Here is a 19,479-nt window from a genome sequence, read left to right on the forward strand (position 1 = left end):
CTTCCTCTATTAGTTTTTATTCTTTAATGAAAGTAAAGTTTGATTTCCTTTCCTATTAATAGATAATATATTTCTAGATTTGGCTAAATCATTAGCCTTTTTAAATCTTCCATCTTGATTTCTAGTGGCAAGCTCTATAGCTTTTAAAAGTTCTTTATCTGGAATATTACCAGCTTTCTTAATAATATTAAACAGCTCATAATCTTCAATTCCTTCTTTTAGCAATTCCCATCTAATACTCGAAATGGGTCCATCCTTTCCAGGGTACACATAATAATCATCTCCTTGATTATGCCTAAATACTGGATTTTTAAAGGGGTCCTTTGTCCAATTATTATAAGACCATCTCAGATATCCATCCGTATTATATTTTAAAGCCAACCAAGGTATTAATTGCGACTCAATTGCTGGCGAGTAGGTTAACGCATTTGGGTGAGCAGGTTCTGCGCATAAATAAAAGGTAGTTCGTTTGTTATCACTTTTCCTGCCTTCTATAGTAGGTAAGACTGGCACAACCGCTTTTCTTTCTAAAGGTTGTTCAGGAAAAAACATATATGAAATAGATAGGTTTTTGGCATACTCGTCTCCTTCTGGATGCCCTGCTATAATAATTTTATCTAAAAACTCTGGAGCTGCAGTTTTAATAATAGCAAGTAAAACTTGCATATCTTCTTCTGTTTTCTCATCAAACCCTAAAAAAGTTCTTTCTGTTAAGTTTTTAGAAAGTAAATACTTTTTAAAGCTTATTAGAAATTTAGTCCAAATATCTTTATATAGCACATCGTGAATATCTAATTCCAAATTTTTAAATGCATTGTCTTTTTTATCAAAATAGTGTAATCTTTGTTTGGTTTCTTTAAATGGCGCCATAGAAAAAGTATTAATAGCTTCATCAATCCCTAATTGGGTAGCCATATCTACATATCTATCAAAGACACTATAATCAAACTCCCAATCACCTTTTTCATTTAAAGTCCATTGGACCATACTGCGATATCCAAAAGCAATTTGAGAACGTGTCGAATTACTAATCCAGGGTTTAAGCCATGGTTCATGTGTTATGGTCGTTGCTAAATTTTTTCCCCCTCTTGAAGCATAATCTTTTAAATATTTTGAAATCATACTCCAATGTGGTTCAGACCAATGTTCCAAGTTATAATATTCGGCTATGGCACTAGGGTTTAACCAAAGATCTAAATGGAATTTATAATCTTTTGGGTCTGGCAATTTTTCTTTTTGAATATGCAATTTAATCTTGTGTACTACATCAGCATGTTGCTTACTACTTATTGTAATACTACCTTTATAAGTTCCAGGATTAACATTTTCAGGAACTCTAAAAGTTATCCAAACGGGTTGTGCTCTATAGGCCGGAATATCAACAAATTTTAGCTCTAAAAGAGGATCTCCAACAATATCTGGTGTCATATTTCCAGAAACACCTTCCCCAATAATTTCTTCTAATTTCGGAGACCAATCATACTCACTTCTGGCACGTTGTATGGGAACATATTTAACATATCTAATTTGAAAATTTTCTTTATTAATGACTTCTCCATTTGAAGCTTTTAAACCATTAATACTTACTTTTAATTTAGATATATCTTTTTTTGAACCTAAAGCTATTTGTGCAGATACTTGCTCATTTTTAACTGCTGTAAGTTCTAACACACTTTCTTTTACTAGGTTTACAATTTCAAAATCTTTTAACGCTTCATTTTCTATTAATTCTTCTTCAGAAAATTTGCGCGGAAATCTTGGAACCCTTATTAATGATGATGTTTGAAAATTACCAGTTGGCACCCATATATTTAAACTGTCTGTTAAAAAAACTTCATCTACATTTAAATTTAGCCATTCTGGAACTGTTTCTATATCATCTAAACTTATTGTCTCATTTATTTTTTTTGTTAATTTATCACTTGCGCAATTAAAATTGAATATTATTAAAACAACCAGTATTAATCTACTATGGTAAAAAGAGTTCTTCATTAATCTTGTATAAATTGTTATTACAACTCAAAAGAAGATTTTTTTAACGAATCTTATATGTGCCATTTCTGGATAATTAGGGGGGTGTTTTTGTTTTCAGCTAACGATCACACAAAATTTAATAACGCATAATACCAATATGGGAGTAATTGAGTAATAAATATGTGTTATTGATTAGATTGAAAATTAAATCTTATTTCTTTATATATCCTTTCAAAATTCAACCATAGCTCTTCACTAGAATATTCCCTTTTACTTTTTAGTTCTTCCTTTTCAATTGCTTGCCATTTAAACTGCTCTCTTTTACCTTCACTGTCAGTAAAAAAACACATTAACGAAAGGAATAATATTCCTTGGAGAATTAGAAACTATTGGCTATAGTTAAATCAAGATAAAATATCATAGAGTGAGCAGACCTGACAGGTTTTTAAAACCTGTCAGGTCTCTTAAAACACAAATGCAGATTATGTTAAATTATTATGATTCAGCTATAGTAAAGACTGGCATGCTAGGGGTAGAATAAATGCTATTGGAGCTATTGCCGATTTCAAATTATTCAATGTATGCTTGTTTGATTGCTATATAAATGCAGATGTATTTTACGCATGGCTTACGCAAGAATTGCTTCCTAACATCCCTAGCAATGCCGTTATTGTACTTGACAATGCAGCTTTTTACAAAAGAAATGACACTTTACAAGCTGTTGAAGAGAAAAGGACATACTCTTGAATTTCTACCACCATATAGTCCTGATTTGAATCCTATTGATAAGAAGTGGGCACAAGCAAAAAGTATCAGAAGAAAATTAGACTATACACCTGATGAACTTTTTTTATATGCTGGCTTATGACGTTTTATTTTGATTTAGCTATATATAGAACCCATTGAATTTCAAAGTTTTTAGAGTAATGTTTTAAATTCCGTTTTTTATATCACTAAAACCTTTTACATAAGAATCAAATTCGGCTTTTAATTGCTTCATTAATATTTGCTTCTCTGATTTGCCACCTTCTATTTTTGCAACCCAATGAATATTTGATTTTTTTTCACCTTTATCTTTAGTAAAAATGCCTATTCTAACATTTTTTATTCCTTTTGGCAATGATACTTTGTTAACCTTTATAACCATGAATTTATTAACGCCATCTGTTTGAACAATGGTTTCAGAACGTTTTTTCCCATTAGTAAATATGATCTCTCTAGATTCGTCTATCGCTCTAATCGACTTTATATATCCATTTGAATAGCTTTGAAGCACTTCGTTGTTATTAAGAAAACCCCATACGGCACTCTTGGAAGCTTTTACATCAACATCGACATCGACATCCCAGGTTATTTTTTGTGCACCCCCCATTTGTGCTGAAGCTTTTTTTCCTCCAATTAAACCCAATAAAAGGAAAAGCACTGTTGTTATTTTTTTCATTATTAATTATTTTTTATTTGATGATAATTCTGTTTTAATCTCTATACATTGGAGGACTCATTGCCCTTTTGTCCATGGCCTCTTTTCTTAATTTTTTTTCTTTTTGAGACATGGCTTCTGCCTCAGCCTTTTTTCCCTGACGTATTAACACTCTTTTTCGTAGCTCAGCTAACTGTATTTGAGTAAACAATCCAGGAGTATTCTTCTCTATTAAATCGGCACATCTTAATGCATTCTCATATTGTTTTTCTTGATTTGCAGTCGCAATATCATTGGCTGCTTCAATTAAAACGTAGCTCTTATTAGAAAATTCAACATCATTGCACATGGCGTCTAATTTTACTCCAAACTTATCCCATTGATTTTTAGCAGAAAATTCAATAAGGTCTAATTTAGCGAGTAATACTTTTGAATAATCATTTCCTTCTTTTAATAATTTTCTTATAGCTTTACTATTTTCCTTAGCCTCTTTTACGCCACTTTTCTTATTATAAGACCTTTTAATCCTAGAAACTGAAGAGACAAAAACTTGCTGAAAGTAATTATTTACTTCACTTACTTTGTATGTCTTTTTCAATTTTGACATATTATTATATAAATAAGCAAAGGCTTTTGATGATGGATTATTCAAGTATTTTAAAGCGAGCTTCCAGTTGTGTTCGTCTAACAATGTAGACTTTTCAAGAGCATCAAAATATATTTTTGAAACGACGCTCATTTTTTCAGATTCATAGGCTTTTTTTATGGCATCCAAATATGCTATAGCACTTGCTTCAGAATGTCCTGAAGCCTCAAAATTCTTTGCCAATCCGTACATCGTACTTTCCGGATTAAGTGCTTTATTAGCTTCATTTATAAATTCATTAGCTGTCATACTTCCAACTATTTTATGAACCACTTCTCCATCTCCATTAATAAATAGATATGTAGGATAAGCACTAACCTCATATTTATCTTTTAAAGCTATGCCTTCACCTTTTTCCATATCATATTTCACATTGACAAACTTATCATTAAACAAATCTGCTATCTTATCTCTGGTAAATACATCTCTAGCCATAACTTTACAAGGGCCACACCATGTGGTATAGGCATCAAAAAAGATGAGTTTGTTTTCTTTTTTTGCTGCTGCCAGTTGTGTTTTCCATGGTCGTACTTTAAATTCAATTTCACGATTTTGAGCCATTGTAGACAACCCCACTAAACAAGCTATTCCTAAAAGTATTTTTCTCATTATTTTATTATATATTATTATTTTAGATTAAAAAAGAGACTGCCTAAAAAAGTAATATGTTTTGCCATCCAGAGTGAAGCGAACCTGCAGGCAGGGAATCTTATATTTTTAGGAGATTCTTCACAGCTTCGTTGCTACCTTCGAAACAAAATATATTTTACTTCTCGGCAATATTCAGAATGACACTTTTTAGACAACTCTTGTTTTTTGAATGACTATATTTCAAATTAATTTATATTCATTATCTGAAACTTTGGTAACACTGGTTTCCCACTTTACAGGGTTGTGTATTTGTGAATACGTGCAAAAACAACTATTTAAACAACTTTTTTTCATTATTTACATTTTGAAATCTATCCACGACAGCTTCACTATTTTAGCCCAAATCTATTAATTCATACATTAAAAAAAATAGGGAAGATTCCTTATTTTATGAAAATCAGGTTAAGTCCATATTTGGTATTAGAAAACCATCCCGGACGGGCAGGTGTTACATTTTGGAACTACTTCAAAGCATAGTCTTTCGCTATGTTTTTCAACTTACTCCCAATCAAGGTAAACTTTAAGCAAAGCCGAAAGGTCGAAGCGACAACTAACTTAAAATCAAATAATTTTTTTAATATAGAAACTCACATAAATTTCTAAAGTTCATCCTCACTCAAAACAATCAAGAAATCGTTTTCAGTAAGCTGGATAGCCATATCTTTGTCTGGATTAAGTTTAATACCAAAGTTATCGTCTAAAGATTTACTAAAATCTCCTTTTCTAATCCCTAAACAGATTTCATCACGTTGGTGTGCACAAAAAATAGTGTCTGCAAATGATATAGTTTGTGGGAACGTATCGAAGTATAAAGTTGCTGGTTTTACATATATTTCACTACCATCTTCTGAGAAAATATCATCATAAAAATTCTTCATTAATGTCTCTTCACTTAATTGTGCTAAAATCATAGTAATTAGCTTATTACTAATAATGAAATCGTCGACATTGGTTTGAGTGATAATCTCCTGGTTTTCAGAATTTAAAACCTGCGTGATAATGTGTAATCCATTATCCTTATTCAATAATTTTCTTAATAGTAATAGGATAATAAGTGTATCGGAATCTATTTTATCAGCGGATTGCTCTTCCATACTCTGAGATAAAATAACAACCGTATCATAGCTTTCTGGATTTATAGTTTGCAGTTTTTCTAAATCTAATGGATTAGAATCATGAAGGTTTATATTAAAATCTTCGTATTCTTCTGTTACCTTTTTAATAATATCTTGTAATTCTTCAGTAGGTGTATCGAACATAATATCAAAATCCGAACCTTCTAATAAATAATCTGTAGCTTCTTCAATAAAGACCTCAGCTACCTTGTGCCAACCTAAAATAAGGATACGTTTCCTTTTTTGTTCTAAGCGTTTATTTATAATTTTCTTAGAATTATCAGGGAAGAAATATTGCTTATTCTCGAAAGCTATTGTGGAATCGTCTTCTGCTAAAATAACAACGGTATCTCCATTTTTAAGTATAGTATCTGTTGGCGGACGTAAAACCAACCCTTCTTCTTCAGAATAGACTCCTAAAGGAATCCCGTCTTTCATATGGTAACTTAACTCGTAGAAATTAGTTTCATTCCAATCATCCTCATAGAAATAGATCTCACAACCATCAAACGATAAAATTTCTTTATAAACAGTATCTAAACCGCTTGTTAAAGATGTCTGAATAAGGAGTTTCCCCATAATATCCCAACTATCTATAGCGATAATATTATCATCTTCAAAAAAGCTAATGATGTCTCGTTTTTCTTTAGTAAAAATTTCAGCAATTATTGGTAGTTCATTTTTACCATCCTGACAAGCTGTAATGGCTAATATCGATTTAACAGATTGCACATCACTAGCTATTTTTTTAGCTATGGTCGCACTTTCTGAACAATTTGCCAAGATAATGATAGAACGTGCGGATTCTAAATTTACCCGCTTTAATTCATTAATATTTGCATAATCACCTTGTGTCGTAATAACCTCTGTAGTTAGCGTATCCGGAAGACGTTTAGTAATAAGATTATCCATCACTTCTTTATCTTCTCTGGATAAAATAACGACCGAAGCCTTATCTTCACTTTCGTTAGCTAAAATAAGTTCTCTAATAACATCAACTACTCGCTCGTTCCAACCTAAAATTATAGTGTGATTATTCTCTATAACTTTACCCCTGCCCTTTCTAAAATCATAAAGCATCGTATCTAATGCCGTCGTGATAAAACCGATGAGCATAGACAATAAAATAACACCTGTTAAACCAGAAAGTACTGTTAAAATTTTGAGGTAGGTCGGTGCCTCATTATCCTGATTCATATTCCCAGGATCTGTCATTTCTAAAAAAGTCACCCAAATATCTCTAAAAATATTGCCCGTATAATCTAAACTAGGAAATAGGTTTATAAGTAACAACCGTAGTCCTGTAAGTATTACAAAAACAACTATAAATAAGATTAAAAGACTTTTAAATATGGAAGTGCCTCCTTTGCTTAAAAAACGTTCAGCTTTATAGTTTAAACGCTCTCTGAAAGAATTTTTCATAAGATGGTAGGTTGGTTATTAGGTATTGGGATAGGTATTGGGTGTTAGGTGTTAGGTGTTAGGTGTTAGGTGTTAATGTTTAATTGAGTTGTTCAACAAATTCTGCCATAATACCTTTAACATGAGCTGAAGACATTTCCATGACTTTACCCATTTCAAGGATCATTATTCTTTCTGAATCATCAAAATGACCGTCTGAATAGGCTACATCTAAAGCACATTTTATTAAAAGTTCTTTACCATGCTCATTTAAAGATGGTCCAACATTTTTTAAATAGGTTGAAATATCGCTGGAATCTGCTTGTACTTCTTTAATATAATCATCTAGCTGAAATGATGACATATCATTATGCCCATATTTATTAATAATACGTAGCACCATGGTTCTTTCGTTACTATCTATAACTCCATCTGCTAACATAATTTTTACCATAACGTGGCGTATTGCTTGCTCATACATAGCCATAAAAGCTTCTTTATCTGCAGATGCTGTATTATTTATAACTTTAGTGATAAAAGTGCCTTTGCAATGATCGCACTCTACATACTCGCCTTTATTTCCTAAAGGGATAAGCGGAATAAAATATAAGGTAAAAAATTGGGTTACTTTTCTGTGTCTGTACCCTCTATTGTCTTCACATTGTGGACAATCAAACATCCCTGTTGCTTTAGTTGAACGTACACCTCTAGTTCCAAAAATAATCATAATCGTAGTTTGGGTTAAGTTAAAATATTGTTTAAATATAGTAATCTTAACTTAAAAAACTAAAAATAGTTATTTAACCAAGCAGGAATTGCAATTAATATCAATTCTGTTATAGAATGGTATAAGTCGAATACAAGTTTTTAAAACTCCGGAGCAAAGATAGCCTCGGAGCTTTTTTTCAAATAAAGAATTTCTTAAAATGAACGATCCTCGGGACAGAGCCATAAAGGTATACCTCGACTTCGCTCAGCACTGGTTTCGCTCGTTTCATACTCAACCACATTAAGCACAGGTTTTTACCTTTCTAGTCAAAAACCCAAATCCTTTAATTTAGATTTCCGTTTTCACAGGAATGACATTAAGTTCTTCCCCTATTTTAGTAAAAGCTTTGATAGCTTTGTCTAAATGATAACGATCATGTCCTGCTGATAATTGAACACGTATTCTAGCTTTTCCTTTTGGTACTACCGGATAGAAAAAACCGATGACATAGATACCTTCTTCTAATAATTTTGAAGCAAACTCTTGTGCCAACGTCGCTTCGTATAACATAACAGGAACGATAGGATGATCTCCCTTGATTATATCAAATCCTGCCGCAGTCATCTCTTTTCTAAAATATTTAGTGTTATCTTCTAACTTATCACGAAGTTCTGTGGACGTGCTTAGTATATCTAACACTTTAATAGAAGCTCCAACTATTGATGGAGCCACCGTATTTGAAAATAAATAAGGTCTGGAACGCTGTCTTAACATCTCTACAATTTCCTTTCTTGCTGCCGTAAACCCACCTGAAGCACCTCCTAAAGCTTTACCATAGGTGCCAGTTATAATATCTACTCGCCCCATAACATCACAATATTCATGAGTACCACGTCCTGTTTTACCAATAAAACCTGTAGAATGACATTCATCAACCATTACTAAAGCGTCGTACTTATCGGCTAAATCGCAAATTTTGTCAAGCTGAGCAATCGTTCCGTCCATTGAAAAAGAACCGTCTGTAACTATTAATTTTCTACGTGCCCCTTCAGATTGGATGAGTTGCTCTTCCAAATCTGCCATATCGTTATGAGCATATCTAAATCGTTTTGCTTTACATAAACGAATGCCATCAATTATTGATGCATGGTTTAAAGCATCCGAAATAATAGCATCCTCTGCATTCAATATAGGTTCAAACAAACCGCCATTTGCATCAAATGCAGCAGCATATAAAATACAATCTTCCATCCCTAAAAACGAGGCTGTTTTTTCCTCCAATGTTTTATGAATATCTTGTGTTCCACAAATAAAACGTACAGAAGATAATCCATACCCATGAGAATCAATGGCTTTTTTACCGGCATCAATAACTTCTGGGTGCGATGACAACCCTAAATAGTTATTGGCACAAAAATTCAATACTTCAGATGATGTTGTTGTGCTTATTTCTGAACCTTGAGGTGTTGTAATAATTCTTTCAGATTTATATAAACCTGCTGCTTTAATTTCTTCAATTTCTTTCTGTAAATCATTCTTTATCTTAGAGTACATAGTTTTATTTTTTTTTGGTAATACTTTTTAAACTTAAATTGTCATCTCATATTGTGCTTTCAGCTCACGAATCATAGTTTCTGTAATAGCCCATAAATCGTATTTAGGTTTCCATCCCCAATCCATTCGCGCTTCAGAATCATCTATAGACTTTGGCCATCCTTCTGCAATATCTTGCCTGAAATCAGGTTTATAGTCAATTTTAAAATCGGGATATAATTCACGGATTTCTGATGCTACTTCTTTTGGCGAAAAACTTATCCCTGCTATGTTATAGGATGTTCTCACTTTTATACTTTCAACCGGAGCTTCCATAATCTCTATAGTAGCCCTAATAGCATCATCTATAAAAATCATAGGTAAAGCTGTATCCTCATTTAAAAAACAAGTAAACATTTCATTTAAAACAGCTTTATGATAAATATCTACTGCATAATCTGTAGTACCACCACCTGGTAATGACTGATATCCTATAATGCCAGGGTAACGAATAGATCTAACATCTAAACCATATTTAATGTGGTAATATTGCGCCCAGTTTTCACCATCTACTTTACTAATACCATACACAGTCGCTGGATCTAAATAAGCATTATTAGGTGTATTATTTCTAGGAGCACTATTTCCAAAAACGGCTATCGAACTTGGGTAAAACACCTTTTCTACGTTACAAATTCTAGAGACTTCAAGAACATTTAGCCAGGTTTTTATATTAATATCCCAGGTTTTCAATGGATTTTCTTCTCCTTTAGCAGATAAAATGGCAGCTAAGTGATAAATTTGAGTCACTTTATATTGTAAAACAACTTCCTTAATTCTATCGAAGTTTGTTGCATCAATAACTTCAAATATACCATTTGAATCTTCTCTCTCTCTTAAATCTGAAGCAATGATTCTTTCTTTTCCATATTTACTCTGTAATGCCTCAGTAAGCACACGTCCTACCTGTCCATTTGCTCCTATCACTAAAATTGTCGTACTCATAAATAAGTGTTATTTACTTTCAAAAGTAAACAATACAGCTTTTAAAATAAAATAAATCACTTAATTAAGCAATTAAATCTTTTTTATCATCAAATAACAGCTATATTTACTTTCAAATAATAAAATAATTCGTTTTTGCAATAATTTTTATTTAACACATTATGGAAAATTTAGACCAAACTGACATTACTATACTTAGAATTTTACAAAATGACTCTAAAAAAACAGCTAAAGAGATTGCTAAAATTTTAAACTTAACACCTTCCCCTGTTTACGAGCGTATCCGTAGGCTTGAAAATCAAGGCTTCATTAAAAAATATGTTGCCATACTTGATAAAAAATTGCTCGAACGATCTGTAACTACTATATGCCAGGTATCTATGCGTTACCATAGTGAGGCCTTTATTGAGAAGTTTGAAGAACAAATTCAAAACTTAGACGAAGTTCAAGAATGCTATCATATGGCTGGCCAAGTGGACTTCATTTTAAAAATAAACACAAAGGGGTTAGAAGATTATCATAATTTCGTGAAGTATAAACTTTCTAAGATTGAAAATATAGGGGTATTGAATAGCACATTCGTTTTAAAAGATATCAAACACTCCTCGGAGTTTTATATCTGATAATACCAATTCTCATTAGATATTACCCTAATAAAACACCCTTTTTCCCTTTATATCTCAGCATAAAAAGAATCCGTAACTATGGCTATGGTTTATTTTTCTGTTTCGTATAAAGAAAAAAATCATCATTTTCTTTTACGGTAATATCTAATGAGAATTGGTATAACTTGAGTTGGTTTAATAAATGAAATATATTTGCCAACTAACTAGAACTAAAAAAATGACCGTTTTTCCAGTCACAACCTCTACGCTTTCAGCAAAAGATTTAGGTGAATTTATTAGAGATAAATATCCGTTAAATGAAAATTTCAGTTGTGAACTATTTAGGACGGGGATGAATCATACTTATTTTCTTTCCGATGGCAATACAAAGTATGTTTTAAGAGTTTACAGTCATAATTGGAGATCCAAATCCGAAATCATTGAAGAAATAGAACTTTTAAATTTACTAAAAGATAATAATTTAAACGTTTCTTTTCCTATTCAGGATAAAAATGGCGGGTTTATTCAAGAAATAAATGCTCCAGAAGGGATTCGATACGTAGTACTTTTTTCGTTTGCTCAAGGTGGAAAAATAAGATTTATGAACGAAGATACTTGTTTCTTAATTGGCTCTCTAATGGCAAAAATTCATAATCTAACCTTAAATAAAACTATTGCCCGAATATCTTATGACGAAAAATCACTTATAGAATCACCTTATAAGCGTTTAACACAATTCTTTTCTAAGGAATTACCTGAAATGAAATTTATCAAAGAAATTGGCAAATCTTTTCAGAAAATTGATTTTGAAAAAACTCGAAATGGTATTGTTCATATGGACATTTGGTATGATAATATGGCTGTATTAAATGAAAAAGAGGTAACATTGTTCGACTTCGATTTTTGTGGGAATGGGTGGCAGATTTTAGACATTGGATATTTCTGTAAACAGCTATTCCACATTGAAAGTGATAAAAATAAGTACGAGTTAAAAAGATTAAGTTTTTTAGATGGTTATCAAAGTATCAGAATATTATCAGATAATGAGTTAAAATTAATTCCGGAAGCTGGTTCGGTCGTTTTTGTCTTTTATCTTGGTGTTCAAGCTCAAAGATATGATTGGTCAAATATTTTTCTGTCTGAGAATTACCTCAAAATGTTTATTGGAAGAATAAAATCTTGGACAAAATATAATAAAGAAAAAAATATGGTCAGCTAATAGGTTTGTTTAACAAACTCTAAGGCTCGTTTTTCATTATAGTAAACACCCTTTTTGTCTACAAAGCCTACATGTCCGCCATGTTGAGGCATTTCTAAATAAAGATACCGGTTGTTTTTTGCAGCTTTTACCGGATAACATTCCGGAGATAAAAATGAATCGTTTAAGGCATTAATAATTAAAGCCGGGATCTTAATATTAGGAAGAAACTGTAAGCAGCTGCATTTTTCATAATAATCTAAAGCATCTTTGAAACCATGTGCTTTGGCAGTGTAAAGATTATCAAAGTCGAATAATGTTTTTATAGAGGCTATGTCTTTAATGCTTAAATCTTCTTTAAAATGTTGTTGTTTATTTTTTAAACGATTTACTAAATGTTTTAAAAACCGATCATGATACAGTTTATTTTTAAAAGTATGCAAAGCTTTGGCCGAACCATATAAATAACAAGGTACTGAAGCTGTAACGGCTGCCTTTATTTGGCTAGGTACTACTGCCCTTTCTCCCAAATATTTTAAAATCATATTAGCCCCTAAACTGATGCCTTTTAAATAAATTTCCGAGTATTCTTTTTCTGAAATAATATGAGTAATAATAGCATCCAAATCTTCGGTAGCTCCAGAATGATAGCTACGGTATTTTAAATTATCTTCTCCGCTACAGCCTCTAAAATTCACGCACACTGCATCTATATCGCTATCATTAAAAAGCTTTGCTGCACCTGTCATATATGGCCGCTGCCCGTTTCCTTCTAATCCGTGCAACAAAATAACAAGCTTCTTTGTTTTTTCTTTTGAAAAACTCCAATCTAAATCAATAAAATCTCCATCAAACAACGTAATACGTTCTCGTTTTTGTTTTACGTCTTTAACACGTCTAACCAGACCAGAATACACGGTTGAAATGAACCCTTTTTTAAAAAAGAAAGAAGGCTTATACTTTGATTCTATTACTGGCATGTGTTAGGAATTAGGGATTAGGTTTCAAGGGGTTAAAAAATCAAACTTCTAGAGAAGTAAATTCAAAATCGGTACCATTAAATAATCCTTTATCACTCAATTTTAACGAAGGAATTACCAATAAAGCCATGAATGATAATGTCATATAAGGGGCGTGAAGAGGACTCCCCAAGTGCTTTGCCATAGTGTCTAATTCTGCATATTGTTTCCCAATAATTTCACCATCTTTATCACTCATAATACCCGCTACAGGAAGTGGTAATGCTTTTTCTTCTGAATTAGAAATAGCACAAATGCCTCCTTTATTTTCAACAAGCAAATTCACTGCTTTACAAATCGCATCATCACTAACACCTACTACAATAATATTATGAGAATCGTGGCCAACAGAAGACGCTATAGCGCCTTCTTTTAATCCAAAATTCTTAATAAAAGCAATCGCTGGTTTTTGATTTTGATACCGATTAACAACTGCCATTTTAAGGATATCGTTTTCAATATTAGAAATCAGGTTTCCATCAGAAACTGAAGCGTTAGCGACAAGTTCGTTAGTCACTAATTGACCTTCTAAAGCTTCTATGACACGAATTCGTTTTGACGACGATTCAAATCTAAAATCTGATATGTTTTTTTTATTACAGTTAAAGTTGTTAAGGTTTTTAAACACCGCTGGTTGTATTAAAGATGTGCCTTTATCGAAAACTAATTCGCCATTTATATAGGTCTGAATCGTTTTAAAATGGGTTAAGTCTTCTACAAGAATAAAATCTGCAAATGCGCCTTCTTGAAGTAAGCCAACATCTAAATTATAATGTTTTACGGGATTAATACATGCCGCTTTTAATACTTTAAAAACATCTATTCCTTTTGCTACAGCTCTAGCACATAAGTTATTAATATGGTGCAATAGCAGATCATCAGGATGTTTATCATCACTACAAAACATCATGTTTTCAAAATGTTCCGGAAGTAAATCTATTAAGGCTTCAAAGTTTTTAGCGGCACTCCCTTCTCTTATGAGAACTTTCATCCCTTTTTCAAGCTTTTCTAAAGCTTCTTCATAAGTAAAACATTCGTGATCTGTAGAAATTCCGGCATTGATATATTTTGTAACATCGTCTCCTCTTAAACCGGGGGCATGACCATCAATTGGTTTATTATAATATTTCGCCCAGGCTATTTTTTTTAGAACTTCATCATTATCAAACAACACCCCAGGGTAGTTCATCATTTCTGTTAAATACTTGATATCCGGGTTTTCAAGCAGCGTTTTTATAGCATCAGAATTTATAACGGCTCCCGCTGACTCAAAATGAGTAGCCGGCACACAAGATGGTGCTCCAAAATTGAATTTAAAAGGCACCTTTTTACCATTATCAATCATAAATTCAATACCTTCTACCCCCAATACATTTGCTATTTCATGAGGATCAGAAACGGTAGCTACAGTGCCATGCATGACTGCTAATCTGGCAAACTCACTAGGCACTAACATAGAGCTTTCTATATGGATATGAGCATCTACAAATCCTGGAAGGATATATTGATTATTTGTATGCTCTTTTTCTATAATAGATAAAATCTTTCCATTTTCAACAGTAATTTCACCTTTATAAATGAGTCCGTTTTGTATATCGACTATTTGTCCTTGTAATTTCAATTATTTTAGTTCTATTTTAATAATATTTTCAGTGTTTTCGGTTACTCTAAATCTATTATCAGCTCTTCTATTAATTACCCAAACAATACTATTGCCTGAACAGAGTAATAAAGAACTTTCTTTATCTAACAATGATAATTTTTCGTCTTTAAAATATTTGCTCACTTTCTTTTTTCCTTTCATTCCAAATGGAAAAAACACATCACCTACTTTCCAAGGTCTCACTTCTAAAGGAAACTTTAAAAGCGATTCGTCAACATAAATAGTTGTAGTATCATTTAATGAAACATCATTAGCTTTTGAAAATGTTAAAATACCAAAAGGTGTTTCAACCTCTTGATTTATATTTAAAATGAGAATTTCTTCTTGCTCTTCTAAATGAAGCTCACTTAAAAGCAAAGTATCTCTATGCTTTATTAATCTGTGAGTATTAGATAACACATATTTACCAGACTGAGCATCTAATAAATTCACGATGTCATTCCATTCTGTAAATTCATAATCTTTAAAAACTTCAAATAAATATGCTTTTGGGTTATTTTGTTTTTTAAACTCAGGTATTTTAAAAATTATTTTGTTATCCTGAATAGCATCAATGGCATCCTCTAAAAACAACTCCATGGCATCTTCGATTATATCTCCGCTGTCACTTAAATTATTAATAGTACCTTGATAGCTTTGAAGCAAACTAGGATTTATTTCTTTTAAAATAGGAATGACTTCGTGTCTTAATTTATTACGCAAATACTTAGTTGATGCATTACTACTATCTACGCGCCACTCTAAGTTGTTAGCCTTTGCATAATCAATAACATTTTCTCTTGAGAATGGCAACAACGGGCGTACAAACTTGTTATTAATTTCTGGAATTCCTGTTAAACCATCTAATCCTGTGCCTCTAGAGAAATTAATTAAAAAGGTTTCTAGATTATCATCTGCATGATGCGCAGTAAGTATATAATCAAAACCTAATTGTAGTGCCAACTCATCAAACCAATAATAACGTAGTTCTCTGGCAGACATTTGAATTGAAATCTTATTTTCGCTAGCGTATCCTTCGGTATTAAAACTTTCAGTAAAAGCTTCTATATTTAAATCATCAGCTAGTTGCAATACAAATTTCTCATCGTCATCACTTTCCTTTCCTCTGAGATTAAAATTACAATGTGCCAAAGAAATATTTAGGTTTAATTGGTGACATAAATGAGTTAAAACCACACTATCTACACCTCCTGAAATAGCAATAAGAAGTTTATTTTTATTTAAAAATTCAAGACGATTATCAATATGTTTTTTTAGTTGGTTTAGCATGTTTTCAAATATACAACTTTGCCCATTTAAATACGCATCTTAGTTTTATAATCAAATGACATAAATCATATCCCAAAATTGTGAATTTTGTAACTTTAAAGTATAAATTTTAAAACTTTTTACCATGTGTTCTCTTGAAAAATTAAACGATAAAGCGACTCAAACCGCTTTTAACAAGAAGGTGGTTTCAGTAACACAACATTTGCAAGCTTATATAAAACATAGATTATATATTGCCGAATCAATAGGTGTTATTCCTAAAAACATGTACATTTCTAATGACTTTATAGATGAAGGTATTGCCAAATTTTATGAAAATGGATATGATATAGATATTGATACCCCTGCTATAAAAATTAAGCTATTTAAAATAGTAGATACCGATTTGGATAACCTATTTAAAAAAGAAGCGTTTCATAAAAATACGATGAGTACAAATTCAATTTTAGAGGAAGAACTGGATAATTTAGAAGAAAACTTTACTGTTGATGAAGGCTTTGATTTTGTTATGAACGAAGAGTTAGATGATATCTCGTATAAACAGGATGATAAGCACAAACATTTGTTTTTATATGATGACAATAATTCCTCTATAATAAATGCTTTGGAAATTGAAGACATATCTGTAATACACAATAAAAATTTATTAGGTAAGTTTTACACGTTATTACCAATTAAAGTATCTGATATAGTAGATCTTTTTATATTTGGTCGATTAACCTACGGTGAAATTGCTGAAGTTAAAAATATTGAAATCAAACGTGTTGAGCGTGTAATAAGGTTAGTTATGGAGGCTTTTAAAAGTATTTAAGCTAATTTTCTAATACGTGTCGCATCGCTTTGGCTTTTACCAAGCACTCTTCATATTCTTTTAAAGGATCGCTCTTCGCTGTAATTGCACTACCTACAGAATAAGACACATATGCTTTGGTGTCGTTATAAAGAATACTTCTTATAACGACATTAAAATCGAAATCACCAGTAGGAGAAAAATAGCCCACAGACCCAGAATATAACCCTCTTTTGGTTTCTTCTAAATCTTCAATAATTCGCATAGCTGAAATTTTAGGAGCCCCCGTCATACTTCCCATTGGAAATGTACTCTTAATAACATCGACTGCATGTGTTGTTTCTTCAATCTTTGAAATTACTGTAGAAATCATTTGATGCACTTGATCAAAGGTATACACCTTGGTCAATTCTTCTACTTGCACGCTGCCTTTTATAGCGGTTTTAGATAAATCGTTGCGCACCAGATCCACAATCATAATATTTTCGCTGCGCTCTTTAGTATCTTGAGACAAAGCTTCTTTTAGCTTTTCATCTTCAAACATATTCTCCGAACGCTTTGCGGTTCCTTTTATCGGTTGAGAAATAATGGTCTCCCCTTTTCTTTTTAAATAACGTTCTGGAGATGCAGACAGTAAATACTTATTTCCAAATTTTAAAAATGTTGCAAAAGGGGGTTTAGAAATACTGTTAAGCTTTAAATAGGTTTCCAATGGATTGATACTGATGTTTTCTGCATAAAACTCCTGGCAAAAATTAGCTTCATAAATATCGCCCCGGTGTATATGCGCAAGCATCTTGCTTACTTTTTCAAAATATTCATCTTTATGGATACGGAGTTTTATTTTTACTTGATTTTCTTCATTTGAGAGATTGCCACGTTGTACCTCCTCGCAATGACATATGTTTTTCAAATCTTCTTCAAATTCATCATCAACACAATTCAAGTATTGTATTTCAACTTGATTTCCTCTAAACAGAAACAGTTTTTTGGGTTGAAAAAAGTACAAATCCGGAAACTCTAAGCTATCAAAATTTTTAGAGTTTAAATCTTCAATATCATTTTTCAGATCGTACGTTAAGTACCCAAAAATCCAATCATTTACATTAGTTTGGTATTCCTTAAGCATTTCAAAGCTTCCTTCAAAATTCGTTTGAATACTAGTGAAAGCATCTACTGCCAAGACTGCTTCGTAGTTGGAATGATTTTGTTCGTAGTTATTAGAATCTAACCAAACAACATCATCAAATTGCTGACTCCAAATCAGTAGTTGATTTTTAAATTGGTCAGTATTATCTAAACTGTGAATTTGTGTTGCCCTCAATAATAAAATTTAATGCACAAAGTTAGTTAGAATCCTTAAAAAATTATAAGTTTTGCAGTCTAAACAATTTGATATACCAATTTAATTTTAAAATGTCGTATAAATAATTTGAATTATTTTTTATTTAGATGATGAATAAAAATCAATCATAGCAGTAGTTATGGTTTAATTTTGTGAAGATATATAAATAAAAAAGAAACGAATTATATGTGACATTTAAAGGTTAAATTGGTATTACTTAAAATATGTCATTTTTATGCTCACATTAGAAAACGAAAAATTAAAAATATCAGTAAAAAAAAAGGGTGCTGAATTATGCAAAATCACTTCGGTTAAAAACGAAATAGATTTTATGTGGGATGCTAATCCAAAGGTCTGGGGTAGTTATGCTCCTAATCTATTTCCTATTATTGGTGCATTAAAAAACGATACTTACTTTTTCGAAAATCAAAAATACACATTATCTAAACATGGTTTTATAAGAAACAATAATACATTAATATTACAGGAACAAAGCCAGAGTTCTTTAACTTTTAAATTAAGTTATGATGAGGATTCATTAAAAATATACCCATTTAAGTTTGATTTTCTTATTACTTATCAACTCATAGACAATATTATTATCATAACTCATACTATTAAAAACTATGATACTAAGACCATGTATTTTTCGTTAGGTGGACATCCGGCTTTTAAATGTCCTGTATATAACAATGAAACTTATAGTAATTATTACTTAGAGTTTGAACACATAGAAAATTCTGAAACACATTTAATTAATATGGAAAGTGGTTTGATTTCATCAAAAACAAAACCGATGTTTAATAACTCCAATAGACTACCGTTAAAACATGATATATTTAATGAAGATGCCCTTATTTTTAAAGATTTAAAATCTAAAAGCGTCACTTTAAACAGTAAATCACTCGGTGCTATTCTTACTGTTGAATATAGAGATTTTTCCTACTTAGGTATTTGGGCAAAACCTGATGGTGACTATGTTTGCATTGAGCCCTGGCTTGGTATTGCCGATAGTGAAAACACCAATCAAAACCTAAAAGAAAAAGAAGGTATTTTAACTTTGATGCCACAACAAACATTTAAAGCGTCTTATAGTATTGAAATACATAACAGTCATTTATAAATTTATTAGGCTT

At 31.6% G+C, this 19,479-nt stretch carries 17 protein-coding genes; 6 read left to right on the forward strand and 11 right to left on the reverse strand.

Translation table 11 applies throughout. The annotated features are described in order from the left end of the window. Positions 1-9: 9 nt before the first annotated feature. On the reverse strand, positions 10-1,992 hold the full coding sequence (locus Q4Q47_RS18770) for a DUF4091 domain-containing protein (RefSeq protein WP_303308176.1): 1,983 nt from the start codon (positions 1,990-1,992) through the stop codon (positions 10-12). A gap of 537 nt (positions 1,993-2,529) precedes the next feature. Between Q4Q47_RS18770 and Q4Q47_RS23875 the strand changes: the two genes are divergently transcribed. Continuing rightward, positions 2,530-2,721, forward strand: coding sequence for a hypothetical protein (locus Q4Q47_RS23875; RefSeq protein WP_408612156.1), 192 nt, complete (start codon positions 2,530-2,532; stop codon positions 2,719-2,721). Further along, positions 2,636-2,842 carry a transposase gene (locus tag Q4Q47_RS18775; RefSeq protein WP_408612146.1) on the forward strand — a complete coding sequence of 69 codons (207 nt, stop codon included), beginning with the start codon at positions 2,636-2,638 and terminating at the stop codon, positions 2,840-2,842. The genes Q4Q47_RS23875 and Q4Q47_RS18775 overlap by 86 nt, the downstream gene beginning before the upstream one ends. Before the next feature lie 63 nt (positions 2,843-2,905). On the opposite strand, the gene Q4Q47_RS18780 is transcribed toward Q4Q47_RS18775, so the two are convergent. From Q4Q47_RS18780 to Q4Q47_RS18805, 6 genes are all read right to left on the reverse strand, one after another. Further along, on the reverse strand, positions 2,906-3,415 hold the full coding sequence (locus Q4Q47_RS18780; RefSeq protein WP_303308177.1) for a hypothetical protein: 510 nt from the start codon (positions 3,413-3,415) through the stop codon (positions 2,906-2,908). A gap of 34 nt (positions 3,416-3,449) precedes the next feature. Beyond that, entirely contained in the window at positions 3,450-4,649 is a 1,200-nt protein-coding gene (locus tag Q4Q47_RS18785; protein WP_303308178.1) for a thioredoxin family protein, read from the reverse strand. 641 nt (positions 4,650-5,290) lie between these two features. Next, positions 5,291-7,228 carry a CASTOR/POLLUX-related putative ion channel gene (locus Q4Q47_RS18790; protein ID WP_303308179.1) on the reverse strand — a complete coding sequence of 646 codons (1,938 nt, stop codon included), beginning with the start codon at positions 7,226-7,228 and terminating at the stop codon, positions 5,291-5,293. A gap of 79 nt (positions 7,229-7,307) precedes the next feature. Then, positions 7,308-7,934: a TerB family tellurite resistance protein gene (locus tag Q4Q47_RS18795; protein ID WP_303308180.1), complete on the reverse strand. Its 627-nt coding sequence runs from the start codon at positions 7,932-7,934 to the stop codon at positions 7,308-7,310. A 330-nt stretch (positions 7,935-8,264) separates the two neighbouring features. Then, positions 8,265-9,470, reverse strand: a complete 1,206-nt coding sequence (gene kbl, locus Q4Q47_RS18800) for a glycine C-acetyltransferase (protein WP_303308181.1) — start codon at positions 9,468-9,470, stop codon at positions 8,265-8,267. A gap of 33 nt (positions 9,471-9,503) precedes the next feature. Then, complete coding sequence (locus tag Q4Q47_RS18805; RefSeq protein ID WP_303308182.1) at positions 9,504-10,454, reverse strand: NAD-dependent epimerase/dehydratase family protein; 951 nt, start codon at positions 10,452-10,454, stop codon at positions 9,504-9,506. A 161-nt stretch (positions 10,455-10,615) separates the two neighbouring features. Between Q4Q47_RS18805 and Q4Q47_RS18810 the strand changes: the two genes are divergently transcribed. Further along, positions 10,616-11,077 (forward strand): Lrp/AsnC family transcriptional regulator, encoded by a 462-nt coding sequence (locus Q4Q47_RS18810; protein ID WP_303308183.1) that lies wholly within the window; start codon positions 10,616-10,618, stop codon positions 11,075-11,077. 184 nt (positions 11,078-11,261) lie between these two features. Then, positions 11,262-12,278: a phosphotransferase gene (locus Q4Q47_RS18815; protein ID WP_303308184.1), complete on the forward strand. Its 1,017-nt coding sequence runs from the start codon at positions 11,262-11,264 to the stop codon at positions 12,276-12,278. Here Q4Q47_RS18815 and Q4Q47_RS18820 read toward each other — a convergent pair. Genes Q4Q47_RS18820 through tilS form a run of 3 tightly spaced genes read right to left on the reverse strand, consistent with a single transcriptional unit; the run spans position 12,275 to position 16,208 of the window. After that, positions 12,275-13,237 carry a YheT family hydrolase gene (locus Q4Q47_RS18820; protein WP_303308185.1) on the reverse strand — a complete coding sequence of 321 codons (963 nt, stop codon included), beginning with the start codon at positions 13,235-13,237 and terminating at the stop codon, positions 12,275-12,277. The genes Q4Q47_RS18815 and Q4Q47_RS18820 overlap by 4 nt on opposite strands. A 40-nt stretch (positions 13,238-13,277) precedes the next feature. Beyond that, positions 13,278-14,897: an adenine deaminase gene (gene ade, locus Q4Q47_RS18825; protein ID WP_303308186.1), complete on the reverse strand. Its 1,620-nt coding sequence runs from the start codon at positions 14,895-14,897 to the stop codon at positions 13,278-13,280. Further along, positions 14,898-16,208, reverse strand: a complete 1,311-nt coding sequence (gene tilS / locus Q4Q47_RS18830; protein ID WP_303308187.1) for a tRNA lysidine(34) synthetase TilS — start codon at positions 16,206-16,208, stop codon at positions 14,898-14,900. 124 nt (positions 16,209-16,332) lie between these two features. On the opposite strand from tilS, the gene Q4Q47_RS18835 reads away from it, so the two are divergent. Further along, positions 16,333-17,019, forward strand: a complete 687-nt coding sequence (locus Q4Q47_RS18835; RefSeq protein ID WP_303308188.1) for a hypothetical protein — start codon at positions 16,333-16,335, stop codon at positions 17,017-17,019. Between the two features lies 1 nt (position 17,020). Here Q4Q47_RS18835 and pabB read toward each other — a convergent pair whose 3' ends face one another. Next, complete coding sequence (gene pabB / locus Q4Q47_RS18840; protein WP_303308189.1) at positions 17,021-18,322, reverse strand: aminodeoxychorismate synthase component I; 1,302 nt, start codon at positions 18,320-18,322, stop codon at positions 17,021-17,023. Positions 18,323-18,578: 256 nt separating this feature from the next. On the opposite strand from pabB, the gene Q4Q47_RS18845 reads away from it, so the two are divergent. After that, positions 18,579-19,466 carry an aldose 1-epimerase family protein gene (locus Q4Q47_RS18845; RefSeq protein ID WP_303308190.1) on the forward strand — a complete coding sequence of 296 codons (888 nt, stop codon included), beginning with the start codon at positions 18,579-18,581 and terminating at the stop codon, positions 19,464-19,466. The last annotated feature ends 13 nt before the right edge of the window (positions 19,467-19,479 follow it).

The sequence above is a fragment of the Flavivirga spongiicola genome (assembly GCF_030540825.1).
Classification (GTDB): Bacteria; Bacteroidota; Bacteroidia; order Flavobacteriales; family Flavobacteriaceae; genus Flavivirga; species Flavivirga spongiicola.